Below are 22581 nucleotides of genomic sequence, written 5' to 3' on the forward strand. Positions count from 1 at the left end.
GTGGGTTTTAGGTAAATGATAACGATGCAATTCTTTTGGTTACTTTATTTTAATTTTTATATATAGATAAATTTATCTCTTATACACATTTGGGTGCTGGTAGTAGAAGGTTTCTATCGCTTTATTTAAAGCAAGTTTCGCTGCTTTTGTTGACGTAAAATTATCTGTGATTTGTGAGATGAAATGGTAAGTTTCTGATTGATTATCTTCTGTCAGATACTCTAAATAAGCCACATACTCTTTGGTATCAATACGGTTAATAATACGTAATCGGTAGTGATAATCTGTATCCTCAAAACCTATTTCCCGGTAAGGGTGCTCCTGATAGACGTAGTGATTATAAAAATAACAGGTCTCAGAGCCTTCGTTAAGGAATATTTTACAGCGGACAGGTAACTCTGCTTGCATCACCGGGTGGTTAAACAGTTTATTAAAACGTGCGTCAATATCGAGTGTAAACTCAGAGTAGTTACTGTTTTTTGTCGTATCGATGACAGATTTATTATTGATTATGGCATCAATCACATCACTATCTTCCGGAAAATCCATGTCCCAAAGGACTTCTGTTGAAATATCATCCATTAGAATATCTTGGACGATATGAGTACTTGGATACAGGCTCAGTTTTTTTATTTCATGATTCTGTTCATCAAGTAAGTCGTCAATGGCATAAATATCGTTCCTGCTGATAATTGATGCAGCATGCATTTTGCCAATATAGCATTTCATATCTACAGCAATAATACTTGAAACGTATAATCCACCATGAACATGTAGTTTTCCGTGATTATATTTAGCGTAAATCAGTTCACCACGGACATTCCCACCAATATAATGTGTATGACCACAAAAATGCATATTTTTAGCTGATAAATTACCCAGCACAATAACAGCAGGAGAGAAATCAAGATCTTCACACATCAGGTAGGTTTGAATATGTAAATTTTTTAGAAAAATAATCCCTTGCACCTCAAAATCAGTAATTTGTTCACTAATCTCTGAGAGGTCAAATTTTGATAAATTAACATCATCTTTTGCTAATAGAAAACAGCTGTTGGTTTCTGCCAGTTCAAAAGAATAGGCATCATAGAGTTTCTCGTCACTACCAACACCGTGCAGTTCTTTAATATAGCTAAAGGCGTGTACTGCATCGATAATATCAAACGTATAATCACTAAATTGTATTGTTTGAGCCTTAAACGTTCTGGGAGTATTAAGCAGAGCGATTCGCCGTTTAAAATCTTCAGCACGATCTTGTTTTTGTTGCTGATAATTTTGTTCAGCAACTTCAAGATCCATTACCAGCTCTTTAAATCTAGCAAGCGCTTGCTCGTAGTGTTTTTCTGGCTGATTTTGCAGACTTTGCTGACTAAAAATAAAATTATCACCAATACTAATATGGGACTGATAAAAAAGCTCTACGGCAGATTGATGAGTTAATATGTAGTGATAGATCTCAAAATCATCTTCTTTGTCTGTATTACGATAACTTTTAGCCAGACTAATGCGTATAGTGTGATTTACCTGGTCTTGCTCAAAAAGATAAGTATATTTATTTCCAACATATTGATACTCATAGTTTTGTAAGTTTTGCACAAAATCACTATTGATGAGTTTTTGCATCAAGGCTGGTGTAATATATTGGTTAAATTCGTTGATCTTATTCATATTAACTGAGTGAGTCATATTCTTAGGGCTGTATTTTAGCGCATCTAAATTATAAAGATAGCTGATCAAGCCACCAACGTCCGGCTGGTCCGGGTGGTGAAACATTCGACCAGACAGCATCAATTGAGATGGTTTTTGGCCATCCGGCAATATTCAGCTCTTTTAATGGATAATGACTAAAACGTTTTACCAGCCAGCGCGGTAAGGCTGCCCAGCCAAAACCCAGCTCGGCCATTTCAAGTAAAAGAAGATAACTTGGTGCTGACCAGACAAGTCCCGATGACTTTAATTTATTATGCCCGGAATAGGTATTTAAATAGAGCTGACGGGAATTATTAAGTTGCTCTCTTGTTACTTGTTTCAAAGAAGCTAAAGGATGAGTTGCTGCTACAAAAATAGCAATATCTGTTTGGTGTGGTAAACGGTAATGACTGATGTCAGCCGGGTAAGAAGAGCGTGCTTCAATGACACCAATATTAGCACGACCCGTTTGTAACAGTTCTATCACATCTTCATCTTCTGCCAGCAGACACTCAAATTCAATATCCGGATATTGTTGTTCAAAATCATATAGATTTTTTTCATGGCGTTGAGAGTAATAAATATCTGATAAAATAAAGGTTAAACGAGATTCTGTTTGTGCTGATAAACGGGTTGCCAATTCATCTAGTTTTTCATTAGCGAGTAATATTTCCTTGACCTGATTTAAAATACGTTTCCCTTCCTTTGTTAAAACAGGGTGCTTAGCTTGACGATCAAAAAGAACAACATTAAGATCTGTTTCCAGATTAGCAATTGCAGTGCTGATCGTTGACTGGCTTTTATGTAATTTACGTGCTGCAGCAGAGAAAGAACCTAGCTGTGCAGCTTCTACAAAGGCTCTTAAGGCTTCCGGTGAATATGTCATATCTATCGATTTTCTAGATGGTTAATATCTTTTAAGTATCTCAAAAAACGATGATAATAACCAGCCATAACACAAACTATTTATAACACAAGTATTAGAGTCAGAGTCGAAGTTTATGAACAAATATAGCAGAACATTATATGAACGTATCTTTCATGCGGTCTGTTTCGAGGTGATCGCCATTTTAATTACCGCACCGGCATCAGCACTCATTATGAATCGGCCTATTTTTGATATGGGAGCACTGGCAGTTATCTTATCGACTGCTGCGATGCTGTGGAATGTTATCTATAATTTCATTTTTGACGTGATTTGGCCGGTGATTAAATATCCAAGAACCATGCGGGTCAGGGCGCTGCATGCTGTTGGTTTTGAGGTCGGATTTGGTGTTTTAGGTATAGGGCTTATTATTAGCTGGTTGGGTATTACTATTTTACAGGCATTAATGCTGGAGATAGGTTTTTTACTTTTCTTCTTACCTTATACGATGGTCTATAACTGGATTTATGATTATCTGAGAGAAAAGGTTATTAACAGAAAGACCCAAAAGCTGGCTGCTCAGGAACCAAGATACTAAAGATAATTTTTAAATTGGTATAAAAAAACGGTGACATTTGTCACCGTTTTTTGTTACTAATCTATCTTAGAAATTATAGCGATAACCTAAGTTCACCATAGTTTGATCGAACTGATTACCTTTAGCATAAGTGAAATCAATATATAAGTTATGTACGTTATCAATTTGTGCATTCACACCCACTGCATTATCGATCATATGACCTTTAAAGTTATAAGAGTTATTTTCCATACCATTAAATGCATAGGTTGTATTGCCTTCAAACTCTTTGACGTAACCTGTTTTTACATAGATATCAACCTGGTTATTGTTTTTATCATATGTGGTATAGCCAAGCAGGGCACTAACACGACCAATGACAGACTCATAAGAACCTAAGTTTGTTTTTAAGCCATTACTTGATGAAATAGTGGCTGCACTTTGGTGAGAGTATGTAATTTGAGCTTGTGGCTCAACATACCAGCGACCTTCATCTACTGTTGGTTGTTCAGTAAAGTAAAAACGTTTACCTGTTTCAAGTGATAAGCTGAATCCTTTAGAATCCCCATCACCATAAACTGAATAGCCACCACTCGTTGTTGTATTAAAGCTATTATTCATATTCAAATATTTAGCCACACCATCAACATAGAAGCCATTAACATGTTTGTAAGTACCGTAGAAACCTACATAGTAGCTATTAGTACTGCCGTCACCTTCCTGAAAATCAGTATAAGCACGAGATAAACCAACTACCGCACCGCCATAAATATCATAATCCTCTTCTGTGACAAATTTCTTATCAACACCGATTTGCATGCCCTGATATTTTACTTTAGAGTCTGATAGTGCCTGACTGCCAAAAGAGGTGAGGGCACCAGCATAAACACGACCCCAAACATCACCGTCCATATTAGGGGAACGTCGCAGTTCACCCATACGTTGTAATAATGTTTGGTTTTCAACATAGTTTAATAGATAGCTAATATTTAAGATATTAGCTGAGTTATCAGCAGTATTCGTTAAGCCTCTTTGACTGGTTAAATACCAGTCACTGGTACGTTCACTACGTATTGTGTCACCAGTACTAAGGCCATATTGATAAGCGCCCACATCAACAGTGCCACTGGCATTACTAATAGTAAAGTTTGCATTACCGCCTTCAGTTTTGATGATGTGAATGCGCTCATCACCAGTAACAGTTGAGCCACCATTTAAACTATCATTTACTGTTGTTTTATGATTACCATTTGCCACACCATCAATAACTAAAAAGTCAGTATGGTTATTTGAACCATCAATTTCAGAACGGAAAACGAAAGTACCAGAACCTTCAAGAGTTTTAGCTGTTAGTGTCACTTTATTACTAGGAATAACTGTACTTGTTTGATCTCCAAGTTGAATAGTTGCACCACTGACTTTTAAATCAGTAACAGTTGATGAGTTACTCATACGCCAGAGACTATTAGTACCACTAATATTTAAATTTAAAGTAGAATTCGCATCAACCGTAGTATTGCCTAAGAAGACAGAACCGTTTGTCATATTCAGGTCAATTTTACCGCCAGTTTGTGCCCGCATATTACCAGTTACAGTATAAACGCCTGATGTTCTGGTACCCGTATCTGAATTATTACTTGAAATAACAGAACCTGCACCAGTTGCCTGCATGGCATAACCGTTATTAACAACTGTGACTTTAGTGTCTCCTAATAGATCAACAACACTGCCACGAGTGACGCCACCGGCTGAACCTGCTTCAGCAAAAATACCGTAAGCATTTGCTTGTTTAGTTTCGATTTCAGTGCTACCAAGTTGAATAACACCACCACGGTTAGCATAAATTGCGTGGGCAGATGAGCCATTGGTTGTAATTTTGCTGTTATTACCAATTGTTACTCTGGCCTCACCCACAGCAGACGACGCTGTCCAGCTACGGATACCGGCATAAATACCATAACCTTTTGAGTCGAGAAGGTTTGAACCGCTACCACCAGTGATTACTTCTAAGTTGTCACCAATTTCGATAATGCTTGATACACCAACAGTTTTAGCGATGTTAGCACGTACACCTACACCATCTTGAGAGTAGATATAAGAGCCATTCCCCACTCTTACTGTTGAATTTAGTCCTGAAACATTTTCTGTGACGTTAATACCATCAGCAGAACTACCATAAGCATTGATAGTTAATTTTTCATAAGTTTGAAGAAGACCACCCGCATTCACCTGAATAGCATCAGCGGTGCTACCTTTAGTCGTAATCGTTACATTTTTTAAAGTATAGTTATTTCCATAAATGCCAAACCCCTGCAAAGGTGTGAAGCCTCCAGCAACAGTATTTGTATCAATAATAATTTCATCGTAGCTAGAAAGAGGAGTGGAACCTGAATAATAATAGAGAGTATTATTATAGTTTAGTGTTCCTGCCGCAAATATTGACGTGCTACTCATACCGAGGATTAATCCTATATGAGTATATAGAATTTTCTTTTTGAAGCTTTTCATATGCCACATTCCCAATTTAATTATTTAAAATAATTATTCTGTTTTTTTATTATTGTTGTTTTTTTGCATAGCTTTTATTTATAGATAAACCTTACTCATAACAAGGCTAAAAAAGTAGTACATTAATCAAATTTAATCGTTTTTAAACATAAAAAATACAATGTTAACGATCTATCATTAAAGTGCGTCAATACTATACCTTTTACAAGTTGTGTAAATCTAAATCAGCACTAAAAGCTAAAGAATTTATACCCTAAAAAAATTATGTTTATTAACATCAATAAGATAATAATTTCCAATTTTATATAAAAGTGATAAGGATTTATTAACTCAATGATATTTTAACTATAAATAAGTAAATTTTCGTTAAGAATTTGTTATTTTATTGTGATGAGACTAGCAATATTTTAATTTAAATCAAATAATTAACATTATTTAGATTATCTGTTTAGAGTCTTATGGTTCTATATTTACCTGACTTTTGTAAATTCCAATAATTTAAATGTGAGTATATTAACGCTCTTTATAAATCATTAAATTTATCGTTATTGATTAAAGTACAGATAAGAGAATCGTGAAGAACGAAAAATGTATAAATTTGATTATTTATTCAACAAATAATTTTTTTAAAAAGCAGGTGGATAAAAAATGAGTAAGTTCATTTTTCTCATTTTTCTGTTTTTTTTATGCGATAACTCCTTTTATAAGTTATATTTATAAATATTCATTCAATTGATTAAGTTTAATTTTTTTATCTTTCTCAGTAGTTTTCATAAGATAAAAAACGAATTAATTATTTATTTCTCTTTTAAAATAACTTATTATGCATAGATTAAAACGATCGATCTTTTTTATTTGATCGGCAAAATTAATTATTTTTATCTGCTTTTGCTTAATCGTTTTATTCAAAAAAACAATAATAAAAATAAATAAGTTATAGAAATAGAATTTGGGGAAAGAAAAAACATGAATGAATTTAGATTATTGAATAAATCTAGAATTGCCTTTGCTTTTTTACTGGTACTGCCTTTTAGTTCAACTCAGGCAGCTTATACAGCAACAACGATTGGTCAAATTAATGGTACACCACCATATCTTAATGATCCTTTGGGTAACAAGGTAGAAGATTATACTGAGCTACTCAAGATAAGAGTGAATAATCCTGCCGGTGGTTTTGATGAATATAAAACAACCGGAGTCATTACAGTTCCCAGATATACTAATATGTCTGATATAGAGGCTGCTCTTCCTTTTGATGCCTCTTCAATATATTTACTTGATAACAGTTATTCTCTCAATGATGATGATGGCGATACTCCAGCTACTTTTAATGGCTCTGTAAATATTACTTTTACAAAAAACAATCTAACAGTTGCTAAAGCAAATGTGCCTAATGAGGTTTTGACTAACTGTAATACTTATCAGTTAAGAGTTGCTGTTGCTGATATTAATGTAAAAACCACCGCAGGTTTACCAACTTCTGATCCTGCTCAGACTCCACTATACAGCAGAATAAATACTTATACTTTTCAAACTGATAGACCTGCTTTATGCTATATTAAAACAGTAGATTTGGATGTTTCAACAACGGCTAGTTATTGTAGGAATAACGCAACTAATTGTACTTATTCAGTTGGCTATAATCCAGATATCTATAACACGACTAATGGATTTCTTGTCGAGGCAGTAAGAAAGAATAACTTAAAATTCCCTGTTACCGCTTTCAGAGGCGCTCAATTTACATTAGTTGGCTCGGGGAGTGAAAGTGAGTGGAGTTGTAGTTCAACAAATAATACGAATATTTCATTATCTGGCTGTACGGTAAAATTTAATTCAAAAATGGCTGCACCAGCAACTATCACTATGACGCATACTTCAGGAGTGGTTGATACTTATGTGATTCCTGCAACTGAAACGTGGTTAGATCCATCACCAACCACATTAGCTTACTCCGCAAGTGCTACGTCTTATCCAGCAGCTTCATACTGTAGAGATGGCACAGCTACATCAGTGACAAGTCTGGCTGCAGCACATTCTTATTTTGTCCCGGTGAATAAGATTACCAATGCACCAGTAGAGTTAACGGGCTACGTACAAAATCTTAATAAGCGGTTTGCACGAGATTTAGATGGAACAGTGCTTGGTGAGTGGGGTAAATTAACAGCCTATACTGATTCCGGGTTTAATGTATTAAACTCAACAATCAGTTCATATAAAGATGTCTGGACATCGCAAAACTGGAGTGCGACTCAACAATTTAGTGTGGATGTGTCAAATGGGGTGGTGAGAGCAAGTCCTATGAGTCAATCGGCATATCCAATTGCTGCTTGTAGCAGATAATTAAATTTTATTATAAAGCGTTCACTCAATTTACCTCTTATAGAATAAACGACTATAAGAGGTATTTTTATATTTGCTTATTGTAATTTGTACATAAATATTAACCACAAATATAAATGAAATGGTTTCTATATAGCCACAAAATAAATAATCATTGTCGCAATTTTTATTAAAATAATCAGATGATTACTTTTTCTTTTATCTTTACTCGCTACACGCTATTCATTGTGGCATAATGTGCGCCAAATCACATTCTAACTATTTTAGTTTCCTATTCGAGAGTAAATCCAGTGTTAACAACTAGTAATATCACAATGCAATTTGGTAGTAAGCCACTTTTTGAAAATATTTCTGTCAAGTTTGGTAATGGTAATCGCTACGGCCTGATTGGGGCTAATGGTAGTGGTAAAACCACTTTTATGAAAATATTAGGTGGTGATTTAGTTCCTACATCTGGTAATGTTTCTTTAGACCCACATGAGCGCTTAGGAAAACTCAGACAAGATCAGTTTGCCTTTGAACAATACAGTGTTTTGGATACTGTCATCATGGGGCATCATGAACTGTGGCAAGTAAAAGAAGAGCGTGACCGTATTTATGCGTTAACTGAAATGAGTGAAGAAGACGGTTACAAAGTTGCAGATCTGGAAGTGCAATATGCAGAGATGGATGGCTATAGTGCGGAAGCCAGAGCTGGGGAGCTACTCCTTGGAGTGGGCATTCCAATTGAACAACATTATGGACTAATGAGTGAAGTTGCACCAGGCTGGAAGCTACGTGTGTTACTGGCTCAGGCACTATTTTCTAATCCGGATATTCTACTACTGGATGAGCCAACCAATAACTTAGATATCGATACCATTCGCTGGCTTGAGCAGACACTTAATGAACGCGAAAGTACCATGATTATTATTTCCCATGACCGCCACTTTCTTAATATGGTCTGTACTCATATGGCGGATATGGATTATGGTGAATTGCGCGTTTATCCTGGTAACTATGATGAATATATGACAGCCGCAACTCAGGCCAGAGAGCGCCTGCTGGCAGATAACGCCAAAAAGAAAGCACAAATTAGTGAACTACAGTCATTTGTTAGTCGTTTTAGTGCTAATGCTTCAAAATCAAAACAGGCAACATCACGAGCCAGACAGATTGATAAAATCCAGCTGGAAGAGGTTAAAGCATCCAGCCGTCAGAATCCATTTATTCGTTTTGAGCAAACTAAAAAGCTGTTTCGTAATGCATTAATCGTTCAAGATCTTGCAAAGGGTTTTGATAATGGTCCATTATTTAAAAACTTAAACCTGATGATTGAAGTCGGTGAAAAGGTGGCGATTTTAGGTACCAATGGTATAGGTAAATCGACTCTGCTGAAAACATTAATGGGTGAAATGGCGGCTGATAATGGTGAGATTAAATGGTCGGAGAACGCCAATATTGGTTATTATGCTCAGGATCATGAGTATGAATTTGAACAGGATTTAAATGTGTTTGACTGGATGAGCCAGTGGAAACAACCAAATGATGATGAGCAAGCGGTCAGAAGTATTCTTGGGCGTTTACTGTTTACTCAGGATGATATTAAAAAGAAAGTTAAAGTATTATCCGGTGGTGAGAAAGGGCGCATGTTATTTGGTAAGCTGATGATGCAACGCCCTAATATTATTGTTATGGATGAGCCGACTAACCATTTAGATATGGAGTCAATTGAGTCCCTGAATATGGCTTTAGAACTTTACCAGGGAACGCTGTTTTTTGTCTCTCACGATAGAGAGTTTGTGAGCTCTTTGGCATCAAGGATTATTGAAATTACACCTAATAAAGTTATTGACTATACTGGTAATTATGAAGATTATTTGCGTAGTCGGGGGATTGATGTGTAATTTTTAACTATTTGATTTTATTTAATAAATGTAAATTTCAAAACTATCAGAATAAATACGAATATTATCCTGGTAGTTTTGAATAATTGAAAGCTTAACTTTTTAATTTAACAAGAAAATTTGGTTAATATTAGATTTTTATCAATTTATTCGCTATATTATTAGTCCGATTATCAATAACATATATTTAAGAATACTGAACTATGAATACAGCTCCAAAATATTCTCCGTTACAAATGTTTATCCACTGGTTAAGCGCCATACTCGTTATTTTAGTCATTACTTTACCGCTTATGAAAGGTGTATTGGCTGACTCTTTTGGTGGAATGGGTAATCTGTTCATGATCCATAAATCATTGGGTGTGTTAATATTTTTTATCACTATCTGTCGAATTGTGGTTATCATTCGTCAAGGTGTACCGGAAGTATTAGCTAAACATCAAAAGCTGCAAAGAATATTATCGAAAGCTGTACAGGGCATGATTTATCTTTTATTGCTTGTTTTGCCACTTTCTGGCTACTTAATGAGCTCCAGAACGATTAGCTTTTTTGGTTTATTCACTATTAATGGTCTCAATTTACCAGCAAGTCTGCAATCTTTTCTGCACTCAGTACATATTTTTTCTGCTTACTTAATTATTGCTTTAATTTTATTACATATTCTGGCTGCTTTATATCATCACTACTGGTGTAAAGATAATGTTTTAAGATCAATGTTACCAATCAAGTAATTATTCTGCTGATGTGATTATGCTCAGTTTGAGTGTAATCACATTATTCTGATTAACTCTCCGATTTTACCCCTCTTTTACAGTACACTTATAATCTTTGCAAAGTTACATTTTATATTGCTATATATCAGCAATAATCTATATACATTGCTATTTAAGGTTGAAAAATAGAGATAAAAAATAGACAATGTGACCTTTAAATGGTTTAGCTGTTATGAGTTTTCTGATTATTGAGTATTTGAGCAATAATGATAACTGACTATTATTTCTGATTCTTGTCCTGAAATTTAAAATAATTATAAAATAGGAACTATTGTGTGGTTTATTCGCTTTAAGCAGATCGTTGCTTTTTTATTATTCCCCTGGCTACTTTCGGTATTAATTCAAAGTGCAGGGCGCGTTTTTCTGGTTGTAACAACTGATCTTTCAATTATCTTAACCTATTATAGAGAAGAGCTGTGGCGAGTTTTTACTACTGGTTTAGTTTTTGACATTCGTAGTGCCAGTATTGCTTATGCCATATTATTGGTTATTTCTCTGCCTGTCCTATTTCTACCGACTGTTATTTCTAAAATCTGGCAAACTTGCCTGTTATGGCTTTCAACGTTATTTACCACCATATTTTTAATTTTTACTCTCATTAATATCTTCTTTTATGATACTTATGATCGGCATATTGATGTTTTTATTTTTGGTCTCATTGATGATGATACAAGCGCTATTTTACAAACTGTCTGGTATGATTATCCAATTATTTGGGGAACTCTGGCTATTTTACTGGCGACTTATTTGATTGGGAAACTCTACCAAAAATGGCAACAATTTCTGTTACCTAAACTTAAGAAAACACAATCAAATTTCGTTGCGGTACCATTTCTTTTTCTTACTTTAGTTATCACCTTTATCGGTTGCCGTGGCTCAGTTGATGTTTTTCCGTTAAGAAAATCAGATGCTCAGGTGTCACGTAATAAAACGCTTAATATGTTTGTACCAAATGGATTAATTGCATTTGACTGGGCTTATAAAGATTACTTAGTCAATAATCAGTTTCTGGATATTTCTGATGAAATGAGCCAGCAATTGTTAGATTACTTTTTTATGCAACCAAAACCTAATTCATTAGAGGTTTTTGCCGGTAAAACAGCAACTAATTTAACTGCAGAGCAAAAGCCACCACATGTTATTTTGTCTGTAATGGAAAGTTTAGGCACGCATCTGTTTTTGTTTGATTCGCCACGCAATGATTTACTTGGTTCACTGCGACCGCACTGGCAGCAAGGCTGGAAGTTTACCCGTTTTATCTCTGAAGGTGATGGAACGATTGATACACTAAATCGTTTTTTTGTACGTAGTCCGGTGAGTAAAATTAGTCAGTCATCTGCACAATTTACTGACTTTGACAGTAATATGTTTAAGCCTTTTCTGGCAAAGGGTTACAAAATTGTTTTTATCACGACAGGTAATGGTGCATGGCGTAATTTGAATCAGTTTTTACCACATTTAGGTGTCAGTGAATTTGTGGAACAAACAACCTTAATTCATGAGTTTCCGGAAGCTTCAGCTGATGCATGGGGAGTCCCTGATGAATATATGTTTAAATATGCACAAAGACGCTTACTTGAGGCAGAAGAACAGGGCGATCATCTGCTGATTATGATGCTTTCTGTCACCAATCATCCTCCGTTCCATATCCCGCAAAGTCATGACTATATTAACTTTACATTAAATGCAGCAGAGCAGAAGCGTTTGTCTGATTTTGGTCCGGATGAAGAGGTCAATGATATGCTAAATACTTTCCGCTATAGCAATGATCAGCTTGGTGATTTTATTGACTGGATTAAATCTGAACCTTTGGGTGAGCATACGATTATGTCATTTACTGGTGATCACAATATGCGGGGGATTGGTTATCCTGATCCAAGAGAAAGAGTCCTCAGTCACGGAGTGCCTTTTTATCTGGATATACCTGAAAAATACCGGGTAAATGCTATCTATGATCCTGAGCGAATTGGCAGCCATAAGGATGTTTTCCCAACGCTCTATCAACTTGCCTTATCAGAGACTAATTACTATCAAACTGGTTGTAATTTACTGGCAAAACAACCAGACCCAATATGGTGTGGTGTAGGCTATAACCCGTATACAACGATCGACCAAAATGGTGCTTATTTTCTACAGGATAACGTATTTCATCCATGGCAAAATCAGTCAGAACTTTTGTTAGCTTCACCACAGCCGTTAACGTCTAACGAGGAACAGACTATGTTACGCTGGCAGAGTTTTTCTCAATTATTATATTGGCAAATTACCAAACAAATTGAATGACTTATCAAGATAAGAGTAAATGATATTGTTCGTGTTATTTGAGGTTTTATTTCTGCCTTAAACCAATTTGGATTTGAGATGTTTTCAACCTTTAAAGTTCTGGCTGTTTTTTCCTGCTTACAGTATGATTATGCTTAACTTATTTATAGGCAGGAAAAGCGATGTCTTCGTTACGTTTATTCATTTCTCACTCTTATGATCCCTGGTTTAATTTAGCGGTTGAAGATACTATTTTTCGACAAATGCCAACTGATCAAAGAGTGTTATTTTTATGGCGTAATGACAATACGGTAGTCATTGGCCGGGCGCAAAATCCCTGGAAAGAGTGTAATACCGGAAAAATGCAGGCTGATGGTATTAAATTAGCCCGTCGTAGCAGTGGTGGAGGCACCGTATTTCATGATCTGGGTAATACCTGTTTTACTTTTATGGCCGGTAAACCTGAATATAATAAAGAGATTTCAACTCAAATTATTGTAGATTCATTAAGAACACTTGGGCTGGACGTGCATGCTTCTGGTAGAAATGATTTAGTTCTTAAAACAGCTGATGGTGATAAAAAGATATCAGGCTCAGCTTATAAAGAGACGCTCGATCGTGGTTTCCATCATGGTACTATTTTACTTGATGCCAACTTAAATAAACTGGCGGAGTACTTAAATCCGGATCCTAAAAAACTCCAAGCCAAGGGAATTACCTCTGTTCGTTCCAGAGTAACTAATCTGAAAGAGTATCGCCCCGATATTAACCATGACATGATATGTCAGGTAGTTACGCAAGCATTCTTTAACCACTATGGTGCAGAAACTCAGGCTGAGATCATTTCTCCGGAACAGCTGCCTGATTTGCCCGGATTTAAAGAAATATTCGCCAAACAATCAAGCTGGGAATGGAATTTTGGTAATGCACCAGCCTTTAGTCATATATTGGAAGAGCGTTTTAGTTGGGGTGGTGTCGATTTTCATTTTGATGTCGAGCAAGGAGTAATTAGCCGATGCGAGATGTTTACCGATAGTTTAAATCCTGCTCCAATCAGGGAATTTGCCAGTTTATTATCCAATCAGCGATATAGTCCCGAAACCATTCAATTTGTAACCAGAGAAGTGAGCACTAGATATCCTGAGTTTGCAACTGAATTACTGGAAATGTCGGAATGGCTTATTCAATCCATTAAATAATTTTGTCTGTTTTTTATACAAATAAGTAAGAAATCAGACTAAATATTTTACATTATTTGATTGTAATCAATTATAAATAAATTTCTCTTTTCATAACTTACACCTATTTTTTTGATAGGCGTAAGTTTGCATCTCTTTGTTATATCAGAGCTTTTCCATGTTTTTTAATATGTAAAATCGATCAATAAATTTCATTTAATAGATTTTATCTATTTCAATTGGCAATATTGATCGGTATAAACGATTTTTATTTACTTAATTATTAGTTGATAATTTGCAAAAACCAGCTTAAAGCTTAACAGTTAGTGATTCTGATTTTTGATAATATATGTATATAAATTATATATTTATTAAATCAGATTCTCATGATTTATATAACGTTTAATAAAAAATAATCATAAATATTATAACAATAAATATTATAACAATAATGAACGGATGAAGATTATTATGATTAATGGCAACACTAGAATAATATCGCCAAAAATCTATCCGGATGAGCTTTTTAGTGAATCTGAAATTTTGGGCATATTATTATATTTGTGGTATCAAAATGACAAACATCGGGTTGTCGCTTTGGATGTCGCTATTGATAATATTATACCTATCATACAATCTCGCAATTTTGCTATTTTCATCGTCGATGACGTACCAATTGGTTATGTTAATTGGATCTATTTGAGTGAAGATCAGCAACAACACTATTTAAATAATCAGCTCAGTTACGTTGAAGCCGTCAAAGCATATTCTGTCGATGGTGATCATAAAGATATCTGGCTAATGACCTGGTTTAATTGTCAAAAAAATCATCGTATGCACCGCCTGAGTGAGAAGTACATTTTTAAAGGCAGAAAAGTCTGTTTTGTTTATCACAAAAGCACGGGCAATACTAAAAAAATCATATCAAGAATAGTAAATTAATTTTCTATAAAAATAACTGATAACGTTGATTATCAAGGGGAATGGAGTGAATAAAGTCTACAAATTAAAGTGGAACAAAAGTACGCAGACTTTTGTGGTTTGTTCTGAATTATCAAGATGTATCGGTAAACTGGGTCGCGTTGCGACGATGGTATCCATGCTGGCTTTTCCAGCAGTCAGTTTTGCTGTTGATTGTGTGCCTAACGGTAATGGTTCTTATAATCCTGGTGGAACAGGGGCTAACTATAGTTGTGATAATGTGCCAGACTCTGTAGGTATCGTTAATGTGACTGATTATTATGTATTGATAGATACAGGTGTACATGGAACTGTAACCATTGGTGATATTAATGGTATTGTGACCGGATGGGCGGGTATTGTTAACCGTTATGCCTCTGCTGCTTATGGCGGCTCACCACAAATTATTGCAGGGAATGTTAATTTAGAAATTAATATGGCTGATGGTAGTGCCGGTGGTATTGGTACTCATAGTGGTGTTAATTTAACAGCAAAAGATGTAGCGTTAAAAATTACCACAGGATATTCCGGCGGTAATAGTAGTGGAGGTGTTGCAACCTATGGTGTTTTAGTCGGTTCAACTGTTGATAGTGGTGAAAAAGATCCTAATAATAATGGTAAATTTGTGACTATTACTATGGATAATTTGAAACTTGATCAGACCGTAACCGGAGGAAAGCTTGTTCCTGTACTCAATACTGGTCTTAGAGCTATTCAGGGTGCAGCAGATGATAGTGGTGATGGTTATTCAGGACAAATTGTTGTTCATAATAATTTAGATATGACATTAACTGGTAATCGTATTGAAGCGATTTATGTTTCCGGTTCTGCAACAGATGCCAGTGGTAATGAGGCTACTTCTCAGGTTGTATTAAATAACTCTAATATCAAATTAATCCAAAACTCAACGACCAATAACCAAAGTAGTGTGATTAAAATTGGTAAAGCACGTCCGACTGGTACAGGTAAAGGTGCGGTATATTCACAGGGAATGATGAATGTAGATGCTTCAGGTGCAGTTGGTGATGCTATCAAACTGTATGAGACAGGTTCTCTGTTAAAAGCAGATTATAGTACAAGTAATACTAATGTCTTAGCTAATAAATCAGTTCTTTCTGTTAACTCTGCAGACTGGCAAGTTGCAGCGGGTGTGAATGCTGCTAATGATGTTGTTGCTTCATTTAGAAATGCCAACTTTAACACGGTAAGTACTACAGATTCTTTAGTTAAAGTCTATGGTAATGCGGATAATTTCACGCTCAATATTTCTGGCGATCAATCTGTGTTAAATGCAGCGAGTAATGGCTGGTTAATTGATGTGGGTGATGCTAGTCAGGCTGCCAGTTCAGCAACATTTAATGGGAGTGGTGGTAAATACTTTGGTTTAAGTAATGTGGCAAGCAATGCTTCACTAACCATGAATTTAACTGGTAGTAATACTGTCTGGTATCTGAAAGCTAAAGGAACCAGTAAAACAGCAACTGTAACTGAACTTAATCTGGAAGATGGTGCAACATTAAATGCATCAGGTACCGTTACTCCAGGTAGTCAGACTATTTCAATGCATGATGGTTACACTTTCCAGGCTGCTGATGGCAGCAATTTAACAACAACGGCGCTAACTTCAGATAATGATTTTACACTAGTCGGTAATGTTAATAATCTGTCTGGTGTTATTGATTTGGCAGAAGAGAAAGATCTTAATGCCTTAACTCAATATGTTACTACGTTGACTATTGATGGTGACTACACTGGTGGAAGTAATCAGCCAACTGAAGCTCAGCCTCAACCAAGTGGTAATGGTACGTTAATTGTCAATACGATCTGGAATAATGATAATGACTCTGTGTCAGACTCATTACATATTACCGGCACAGCAACCGGCTATACCGAAGTAAAAACTAAGAGCGGTATTATTGGTAATGTCACACAAGGTGCAACTGAAAAATACTCTGTAGCTGTAGTAACTGTGGATAACCATCAATTAGATTCTAATGCCTTCTATGGCTTTGCTGATACAACCGGAGCTGGTCAGGCGATTTTAGTTCAACAAGATGCGAATAATTATGCCTGGTACTTACCAGTTGGTAGCTCTACTGTCGATCCAATTAAACCAGAAATTCCTGCTTATAGCTTAATGCCAAGAGCCAATATGGAACTAGGATTTAATATCTTAGGGACATTACATCAACGTATTGGCGAGCAACAAACTATGGCATGGGATGATTGTTCTGAGTGTCAGACTGAACATAATTCAGGACAAATCTGGGGACGTCTGCTTGGTAACTATAGCAAAAATAAAGGTGATGACCGATTTGGCTATCGTTCTAAGATGTGGGGACTTCAATTTGGCTATGATTTTGATATCAATTATGACGCGGAGAATAACTCAAGACGCCATACCGGTATGATGTTGACTTATGCGAAAGATAATCTGAAATTTAATGATACTGACTATGTCACTTTTGACCAAAATACGGGTGATTATGTGAGTGGCAATGAGCAGACCGGTAAAGGTCAGTCAGATATGTTTGCCCTTGGTGTATATTCAACTTATTACAGTGAGTATGGCAGTTATTTAGATTTAGTGGGGCAAATTGATTATACACGTAATAAATACAGTTCAATTCGTTCTGATAATGTTAAAAATAACTCTTATGGATTATTACTTTCTGCTGAAGTGGGGCGTCCATTTGCGATTGCACAGAGCCAATGGTTAATTGAGCCACAAGCACAGCTAACTTATCAATATCGTGATTTCAGTAGTTTTAAAACTTTCCATGATGTGGATGTTGATCAGGATAGCCGTAATGCATTACGTGGCCGTGTTGGTTTCAGACTTGGTTATAATGACGGGACTGAACAGCTAAAAACTCAGACAGTTTACTTCACCGCGAATATTATTCATGACTTTATCGATAGTGATCGTGATGTACAAGTTGGTGATGACAGAGTAAAAGAGAAACTTGCCAGAACCTGGGGTGAGCTTGGTTTAGGTCTTCAATTACCGATAGGTGAGATGTCTTATATCTATTCTGATGTTCGTTATGCACACACATTTACTAATGATGATGGCTTAAGAAGAGAGTATCAGGGTAATTTAGGTATTAAGTGGCACTTTTAATTTAATATGTGAGTGTAAGGTAATCTCACTCACATAACTAATAAGGTATTTAAAGAATGAAAATAAAATTATTTAAAACAGGGATTCTGTCACTTTCTACTCTGGTGTTGTTTGCCTGTTCAAATATTGATGACCGCCTGAATGTTAAAAATAGCTGGTGCGCTGAAGAGGAAGAGCCAAAAACAATTGAAATTTTGGAACTATCTTCTGATGCGATGTTTGTTTATAACGGTTCTAAAGTGACCGATCTTCTGCCAGAAGGTCAGCAAAAGCTACAAGAACTGATTTTAATTTTACAAGATGACTATACGTCAATCAGTCAAATTACGATTACGGGTCATACCGATAGAATAGGTTCAGATAACTACAATGATAAGTTAGGTCTGGATCGTGCAACAGCGGTGAAAGCCTATCTGATTGATCATGGTTTAGATGCGACATATATCATTGAAACTAAAGGTAAGCGTGAACCGGTAACAAGTAGTTGCGTGGGTAATAAAGCGACGGCAGAGTTGAAAGCCTGTTTAGCGCCAGATCGACGTGTAGTTTTAGATATTGAAGGAATTAAAGAATAATTACATAACAAAAGGAGGTACTCTGGGAATATGAGTTTTTTACCGGTAAAAGATTTTGTATTTACTGGTGAGAATAGACAGTTCTATGTTTATTTTCCACCATTCTTACATTTCCGATTTTTGCCCTGCCTGTGCAGGGCCTTTTTATGCTCAGAGTAAAACAAATAGATAAATGATCTTTTAGTGATTGCAATAATCATTTTTTCTATTATTATGTATACCGATCTACCTAATTGAGGTTTTAATAAGATGAAATCAGCAAAAGATAAGATTCTAGATGCAGCATCTACGCTGTTTTATAACTATGGAATTACCAGCACAGGTATCAATACGATTACTGATAAAGCCAGTGTGGCTAAAATGTCGCTATATAATAATTTTCCTGCTAAATCAGACTTAGTTTTAGCGTATATTCAGGCAAGGCATCAGGAGTGGCTTGATCTATATGCTAAAAGAGTTGCCAAGACTCACTCTCCACAGGAAGGGATTCTGGCGGTGTTTGATGCTTATCAGGATCATGCAGAATTTGCTTATGAAAATGGCTTTAGAGGATGTGGTCTATTAAATGCTGCTGCTGAATTTCCTGCTAATAGTCCGGAACGGCTCTTAATTAAAGAGCATAAGGATGAAGTGGAAAACATATTAGTAGGTCATTTAACGGAGCTTATTGTAGATAAGCAAAAAGTTTCTCACTTAGCCTTATTACTCGCCTTTATTTTAGAAGGTTCTATTGCTAAAGCGGGGCTGGAGAGTTCCAGTCACAAATTAATTGCTGCTAAGCAGATGGCAAAAGAACTACTTACAAAAAGAACAACTATAAAAATAACCATAAAAAACGATCATAAAAAGAAAAACTTATGAATTTATCAACCAATCTTAATTACGGTTTTATCGCTGTACTCGTTGCCTCATTTCTATGGGGGACAACTGGAACAGTAGCCTCTTTTGCTCCTGATTTAAGCCCGTTAACTATTGGTGCAGCAGCAATGGGTGGTGGGGGATTATTACAGGCACTGCTGGCCAGAAAGAATATCCGACAATGTTTTATGGCTATTCAATATAATATCAAAATTATTTTAATAGGTGCACTTTCTGTTGGGATATATCCGTTAGCATTTTATTCATCAATGTACTATGCCGGAATAACTATTGGTACGGTGGTGACTATTGGTGCAGCCCCTTTATTTAGTGCAATACTTGAAATGCTCTTTGATAAAAAACCTTTATCTATTAGTTGGTTAATTAGTTTTATTTTTGGTATTACGGGAGTGATTTTTCTGTCTCTGGGGGAATCTCATGAAGCAGCTCTTCCTCAGGAGCTGATTACTGATAATAAATTATTGGGAATATTGTTAGGATTGTTAGCTGCTCTGACTTATGCTCTCTATTCATGGATCGCTAAAAAATTGATTGATCGAGGGATTGATTCTAAGGCATCGCTGGGGATTATCTTTGGTTTAGGTGCGATAATTCTATTACCAACTCTTTTTTTCACTGGTACTAATTTGTTTACTGAAAGTATTAATGTGATTGTAGTTGGATATATGATGTTGATACCCATGTTTTTAGGTTATGTATTATTTGGTTATGGACTTAAGAAAGTGCCTACCAGTCAGGCGGTGACGCTGACGTTATTCGAGCCTTTTGTGGCAGCTTTACTGGCGATGACATTAGTTGGGGAACAACTGGCGATGATTGGCTGGGTAGGGATGATTTTTATCTTTATTTGTCTGATTATTCTTTCAAAAAGCAATTAATTTAACTTATTGATTAATTTAAAGAATTTTTTATTGTGACAGGTTGTTTTATTGGTAATAAAAATACCAAATTGAGCGCTGATTTGAAGTAAATAATATATTAAACAGGCTGGATAGCTGAGTTTATAAGATAATCAGACTCGTTTTTTAGTGATATCCTGATGTGGTGCTGCACCAAACTGACGTTTATACTCTCTGCTAAACTGCGGTACACTTTCATATCCAACCTGAAAGGCTGCCGTTTTAGCATTTTTACCTTCCAGTAGCATAAGACGTTCTGCTTCATAAAGGCGTAGCTGTTTTTGTAGCTGGAGCGGACTAAAAGTGGTTATCTGACGAAAATATCGATGAAATGTAGAACCTGACATATTGACCAGCTTGGCCAGACTTGTCACATCAAGTGGCTGAGCATAGTTTTCTTTTAGCCATTGAACAGCCTGAACTATCTGGTGTGACTTTGTGCCTGTTGAGTTAACAAAACACAAACAATCGCCTTGGGAACTATTGAGTAGTAAAAAGTGAATTTCTCGAATAATCATCGGGGCCATCACTGCAATACTTGTTGGGTTATCAAGTAGTTCAATTAATCGTAAAAAAGCATCTTGTATCTCCTGACTTACTTCTGATACTACAATACCAGGAATGTTTTCTTTTTCAGGTAAAGAGCAGGGTGGCATCTCTGTTAAGAGCTGATTAATTGTGTACTTATCCAGTCGCAGTGCGACAGAGAGGAAAGGTTTCTCTGATGAGGCTTCAGTAATTTGATAAACACCAGGTAAATTAACCCCAACAACCATACAATGATTACGGCCATAAATATACTCTTCATTGCCGATAACAGAACGTTTTATACCTTGTAATACAACAGTAATTGTTGGTTGATAGAAATGTTTTCTGGGAGGAAAGGTACTGTCATAGCGAGAAAGTGTCAGTCCTTCAATATCCGTCTGAACAATACCTTGATCGTGTTCAGGTAACCACTGAAGTAACTTTTCTTGCAGATATTTACTGGTTTGTTCTAATCTATTCGTTGACATATTGCTGGTAAGTTCCATCTTTAACCATAATTACCACTATAGTGGTTATCCATATGATATAACCTTAACTATAGTGATAATAACTCAAAATGCAGCAGTATTATTTATTATTAATACGTGGGTCTTCATTTAGTTGTGAAACAGTGAAAGGTTTATCTTGAGAAGCAGTAGCACTGATTTCAGTTGTTTCAACAGTTTTAGTGAAGTGGTTTGTATATTGAGCATAGCTATAAGAAGTCACTAAAGTAAGCATAGCCGCAGCAGTAATAATAAATTTTTTCATGATATGTCCTTAATATATAAATAAAAATCTTTATGTAAACTAACATAAAGTGTAGATAAATATATAAGGATTACCCGGTGAAAACTATACATAAAATTACCTAAAATTTGCCTAATTCTATCATACATGGTAATTTTTAAATTGTGACATAGGTCTCATTTTATATAAAAATACATATAAAAACAATATGTTATATATATTAATTTCACCCTCTATTTGACGACATATTATACATAGTTATTTATGCATAAAATAGCACGATTTGTTAAAAATGATAATGATTCTTAATTATAAAACAGCACGTATAAGTATTTTCGTGTTCATTTTATTATTTTGTTTTAAAAGCAATGATAATTAACATAAACCAGCCAAACATAAAAGCAAATCCCCCAACAGGTGCAGTTCCAATGTTTGGTAAGCCAAAATAGGTGATGCTATACATTGTGCCAGAGAAGAAGATAATACCAAGAGTAAAAAGCCAACCTGCAATATTTAATAAAAGATTTTTCTTGTAATAACTAAAAATAGCTACACCAAAAAGAGCCAAAGCATGATAAAGCTGATATTGCACACCAAGTTTAAAAATATCGATCTGTTCTGGGGTCAAAATTGTTTTAAAAGCATGGGAGGAAAGGGCACCAAGAATAACACCGCTGGCACCAAATAGACCGGCTAAAATAAGAAAAATTCTGTTCATAAAATCCTGCTTAAACATCTCTGTAAATATCAGATAATTTTACCTAATAATCTTTATATTAACCAATTAA

At 35.5% G+C, this 22581-nt stretch carries 17 protein-coding genes; 11 read left to right on the top strand and 6 right to left on the bottom strand.

The features are described from left to right. Positions 1-72: 72 nt before the first annotated feature. Together IPMB12_RS10085 and IPMB12_RS10090 are read right to left on the bottom strand one after the other, a co-directional pair. Positions 73-1773 carry a hypothetical protein gene (locus tag IPMB12_RS10085; protein WP_166917298.1) on the bottom strand — a complete coding sequence of 567 codons (1701 nt, stop codon included), beginning with the start codon at positions 1771-1773 and terminating at the stop codon, positions 73-75. Beyond that, the gene (locus IPMB12_RS10090; protein WP_166917299.1) at positions 1718-2575 is read right to left on the bottom strand and encodes a LysR family transcriptional regulator; all 858 of its coding nucleotides are present in this window, start codon (positions 2573-2575) and stop codon (positions 1718-1720) included. The genes IPMB12_RS10085 and IPMB12_RS10090 overlap by 56 nt, the downstream gene beginning before the upstream one ends. Positions 2576-2690: 115 nt before the next feature. Between IPMB12_RS10090 and IPMB12_RS10095 the strand changes: the two genes are divergently transcribed. Further along, entirely contained in the window at positions 2691-3152 is a 462-nt protein-coding gene (locus IPMB12_RS10095) for a multidrug/biocide efflux PACE transporter (RefSeq protein WP_166917300.1), read from the top strand. 66 nt (positions 3153-3218) lie between these two features. Here the strand turns inward: IPMB12_RS10095 and IPMB12_RS10100 are convergent, their stop codons facing one another. After that, a complete protein-coding gene (locus tag IPMB12_RS10100; RefSeq protein WP_166917301.1) occupies positions 3219-5585 on the bottom strand; it encodes an autotransporter outer membrane beta-barrel domain-containing protein in 2367 nt (788 codons plus the stop codon). 1020 nt (positions 5586-6605) lie between these two features. On the opposite strand from IPMB12_RS10100, the gene IPMB12_RS10105 reads away from it, so the two are divergent. From IPMB12_RS10105 to IPMB12_RS10150, 10 genes are all read left to right on the top strand, one after another. Further along, positions 6606-7979: a hypothetical protein gene (locus IPMB12_RS10105; protein WP_166917302.1), complete on the top strand. Its 1374-nt coding sequence runs from the start codon at positions 6606-6608 to the stop codon at positions 7977-7979. A 290-nt stretch (positions 7980-8269) separates the two neighbouring features. After that, entirely contained in the window at positions 8270-9865 is a 1596-nt protein-coding gene (locus IPMB12_RS10110; RefSeq protein ID WP_166917303.1) for an ABC-F family ATPase, read from the top strand. A 203-nt stretch (positions 9866-10068) separates the two neighbouring features. Beyond that, positions 10069-10596, top strand: a complete 528-nt coding sequence (locus tag IPMB12_RS10115) for a cytochrome b (protein WP_166917304.1) — start codon at positions 10069-10071, stop codon at positions 10594-10596. Positions 10597-10911: 315 nt separating this feature from the next. Next, positions 10912-12921, top strand: coding sequence for an LTA synthase family protein (locus tag IPMB12_RS10120; protein ID WP_166917305.1), 2010 nt, complete (start codon positions 10912-10914; stop codon positions 12919-12921). A gap of 161 nt (positions 12922-13082) precedes the next feature. Continuing rightward, positions 13083-14099, top strand: coding sequence for a lipoate--protein ligase (locus IPMB12_RS10125; RefSeq protein WP_166917306.1), 1017 nt, complete (start codon positions 13083-13085; stop codon positions 14097-14099). Between the two features lie 450 nt (positions 14100-14549). After that, positions 14550-15020 (top strand): toxin-activating lysine-acyltransferase, encoded by a 471-nt coding sequence (locus IPMB12_RS10130; protein WP_166917307.1) that lies wholly within the window; start codon positions 14550-14552, stop codon positions 15018-15020. Positions 15021-15066: 46 nt separating this feature from the next. Further along, the gene (locus IPMB12_RS10135; RefSeq protein WP_166917308.1) at positions 15067-18162 is read left to right on the top strand and encodes an autotransporter outer membrane beta-barrel domain-containing protein; all 3096 of its coding nucleotides are present in this window, start codon (positions 15067-15069) and stop codon (positions 18160-18162) included. Positions 18163-18218: 56 nt separating this feature from the next. Further along, a complete protein-coding gene (locus IPMB12_RS10140) occupies positions 18219-18737 on the top strand; it encodes an OmpA family protein (protein ID WP_166917309.1) in 519 nt (172 codons plus the stop codon). A gap of 249 nt (positions 18738-18986) precedes the next feature. Beyond that, a complete protein-coding gene (locus IPMB12_RS10145; protein WP_166917310.1) occupies positions 18987-19598 on the top strand; it encodes a TetR/AcrR family transcriptional regulator in 612 nt (203 codons plus the stop codon). Continuing rightward, positions 19595-20494, top strand: coding sequence for a DMT family transporter (locus tag IPMB12_RS10150; RefSeq protein WP_166917311.1), 900 nt, complete (start codon positions 19595-19597; stop codon positions 20492-20494). Before IPMB12_RS10145 ends, IPMB12_RS10150 begins: the two co-directional genes overlap by 4 nt. Positions 20495-20628: 134 nt before the next feature. On the opposite strand, the gene IPMB12_RS10155 is transcribed toward IPMB12_RS10150, so the two are convergent. The 3 genes from IPMB12_RS10155 to IPMB12_RS10165 all read right to left on the bottom strand — a co-directional run bounded on the left by IPMB12_RS10155 (position 20629) and on the right by IPMB12_RS10165 (position 22511). Further along, the gene (locus IPMB12_RS10155) at positions 20629-21531 is read right to left on the bottom strand and encodes an AraC family transcriptional regulator (protein ID WP_166917312.1); all 903 of its coding nucleotides are present in this window, start codon (positions 21529-21531) and stop codon (positions 20629-20631) included. Positions 21532-21631: 100 nt separating this feature from the next. Then, the gene (locus IPMB12_RS10160; RefSeq protein ID WP_166917313.1) at positions 21632-21814 is read right to left on the bottom strand and encodes a hypothetical protein; all 183 of its coding nucleotides are present in this window, start codon (positions 21812-21814) and stop codon (positions 21632-21634) included. Between the two features lie 328 nt (positions 21815-22142). Next, positions 22143-22511 carry a DUF423 domain-containing protein gene (locus IPMB12_RS10165; RefSeq protein WP_166917314.1) on the bottom strand — a complete coding sequence of 123 codons (369 nt, stop codon included), beginning with the start codon at positions 22509-22511 and terminating at the stop codon, positions 22143-22145. Positions 22512-22581: the final 70 nt, after the last annotated feature.

This window comes from Zophobihabitans entericus (assembly GCF_011745665.1).
GTDB lineage: Bacteria > Pseudomonadota > Gammaproteobacteria > Enterobacterales > Orbaceae > Zophobihabitans > Zophobihabitans entericus.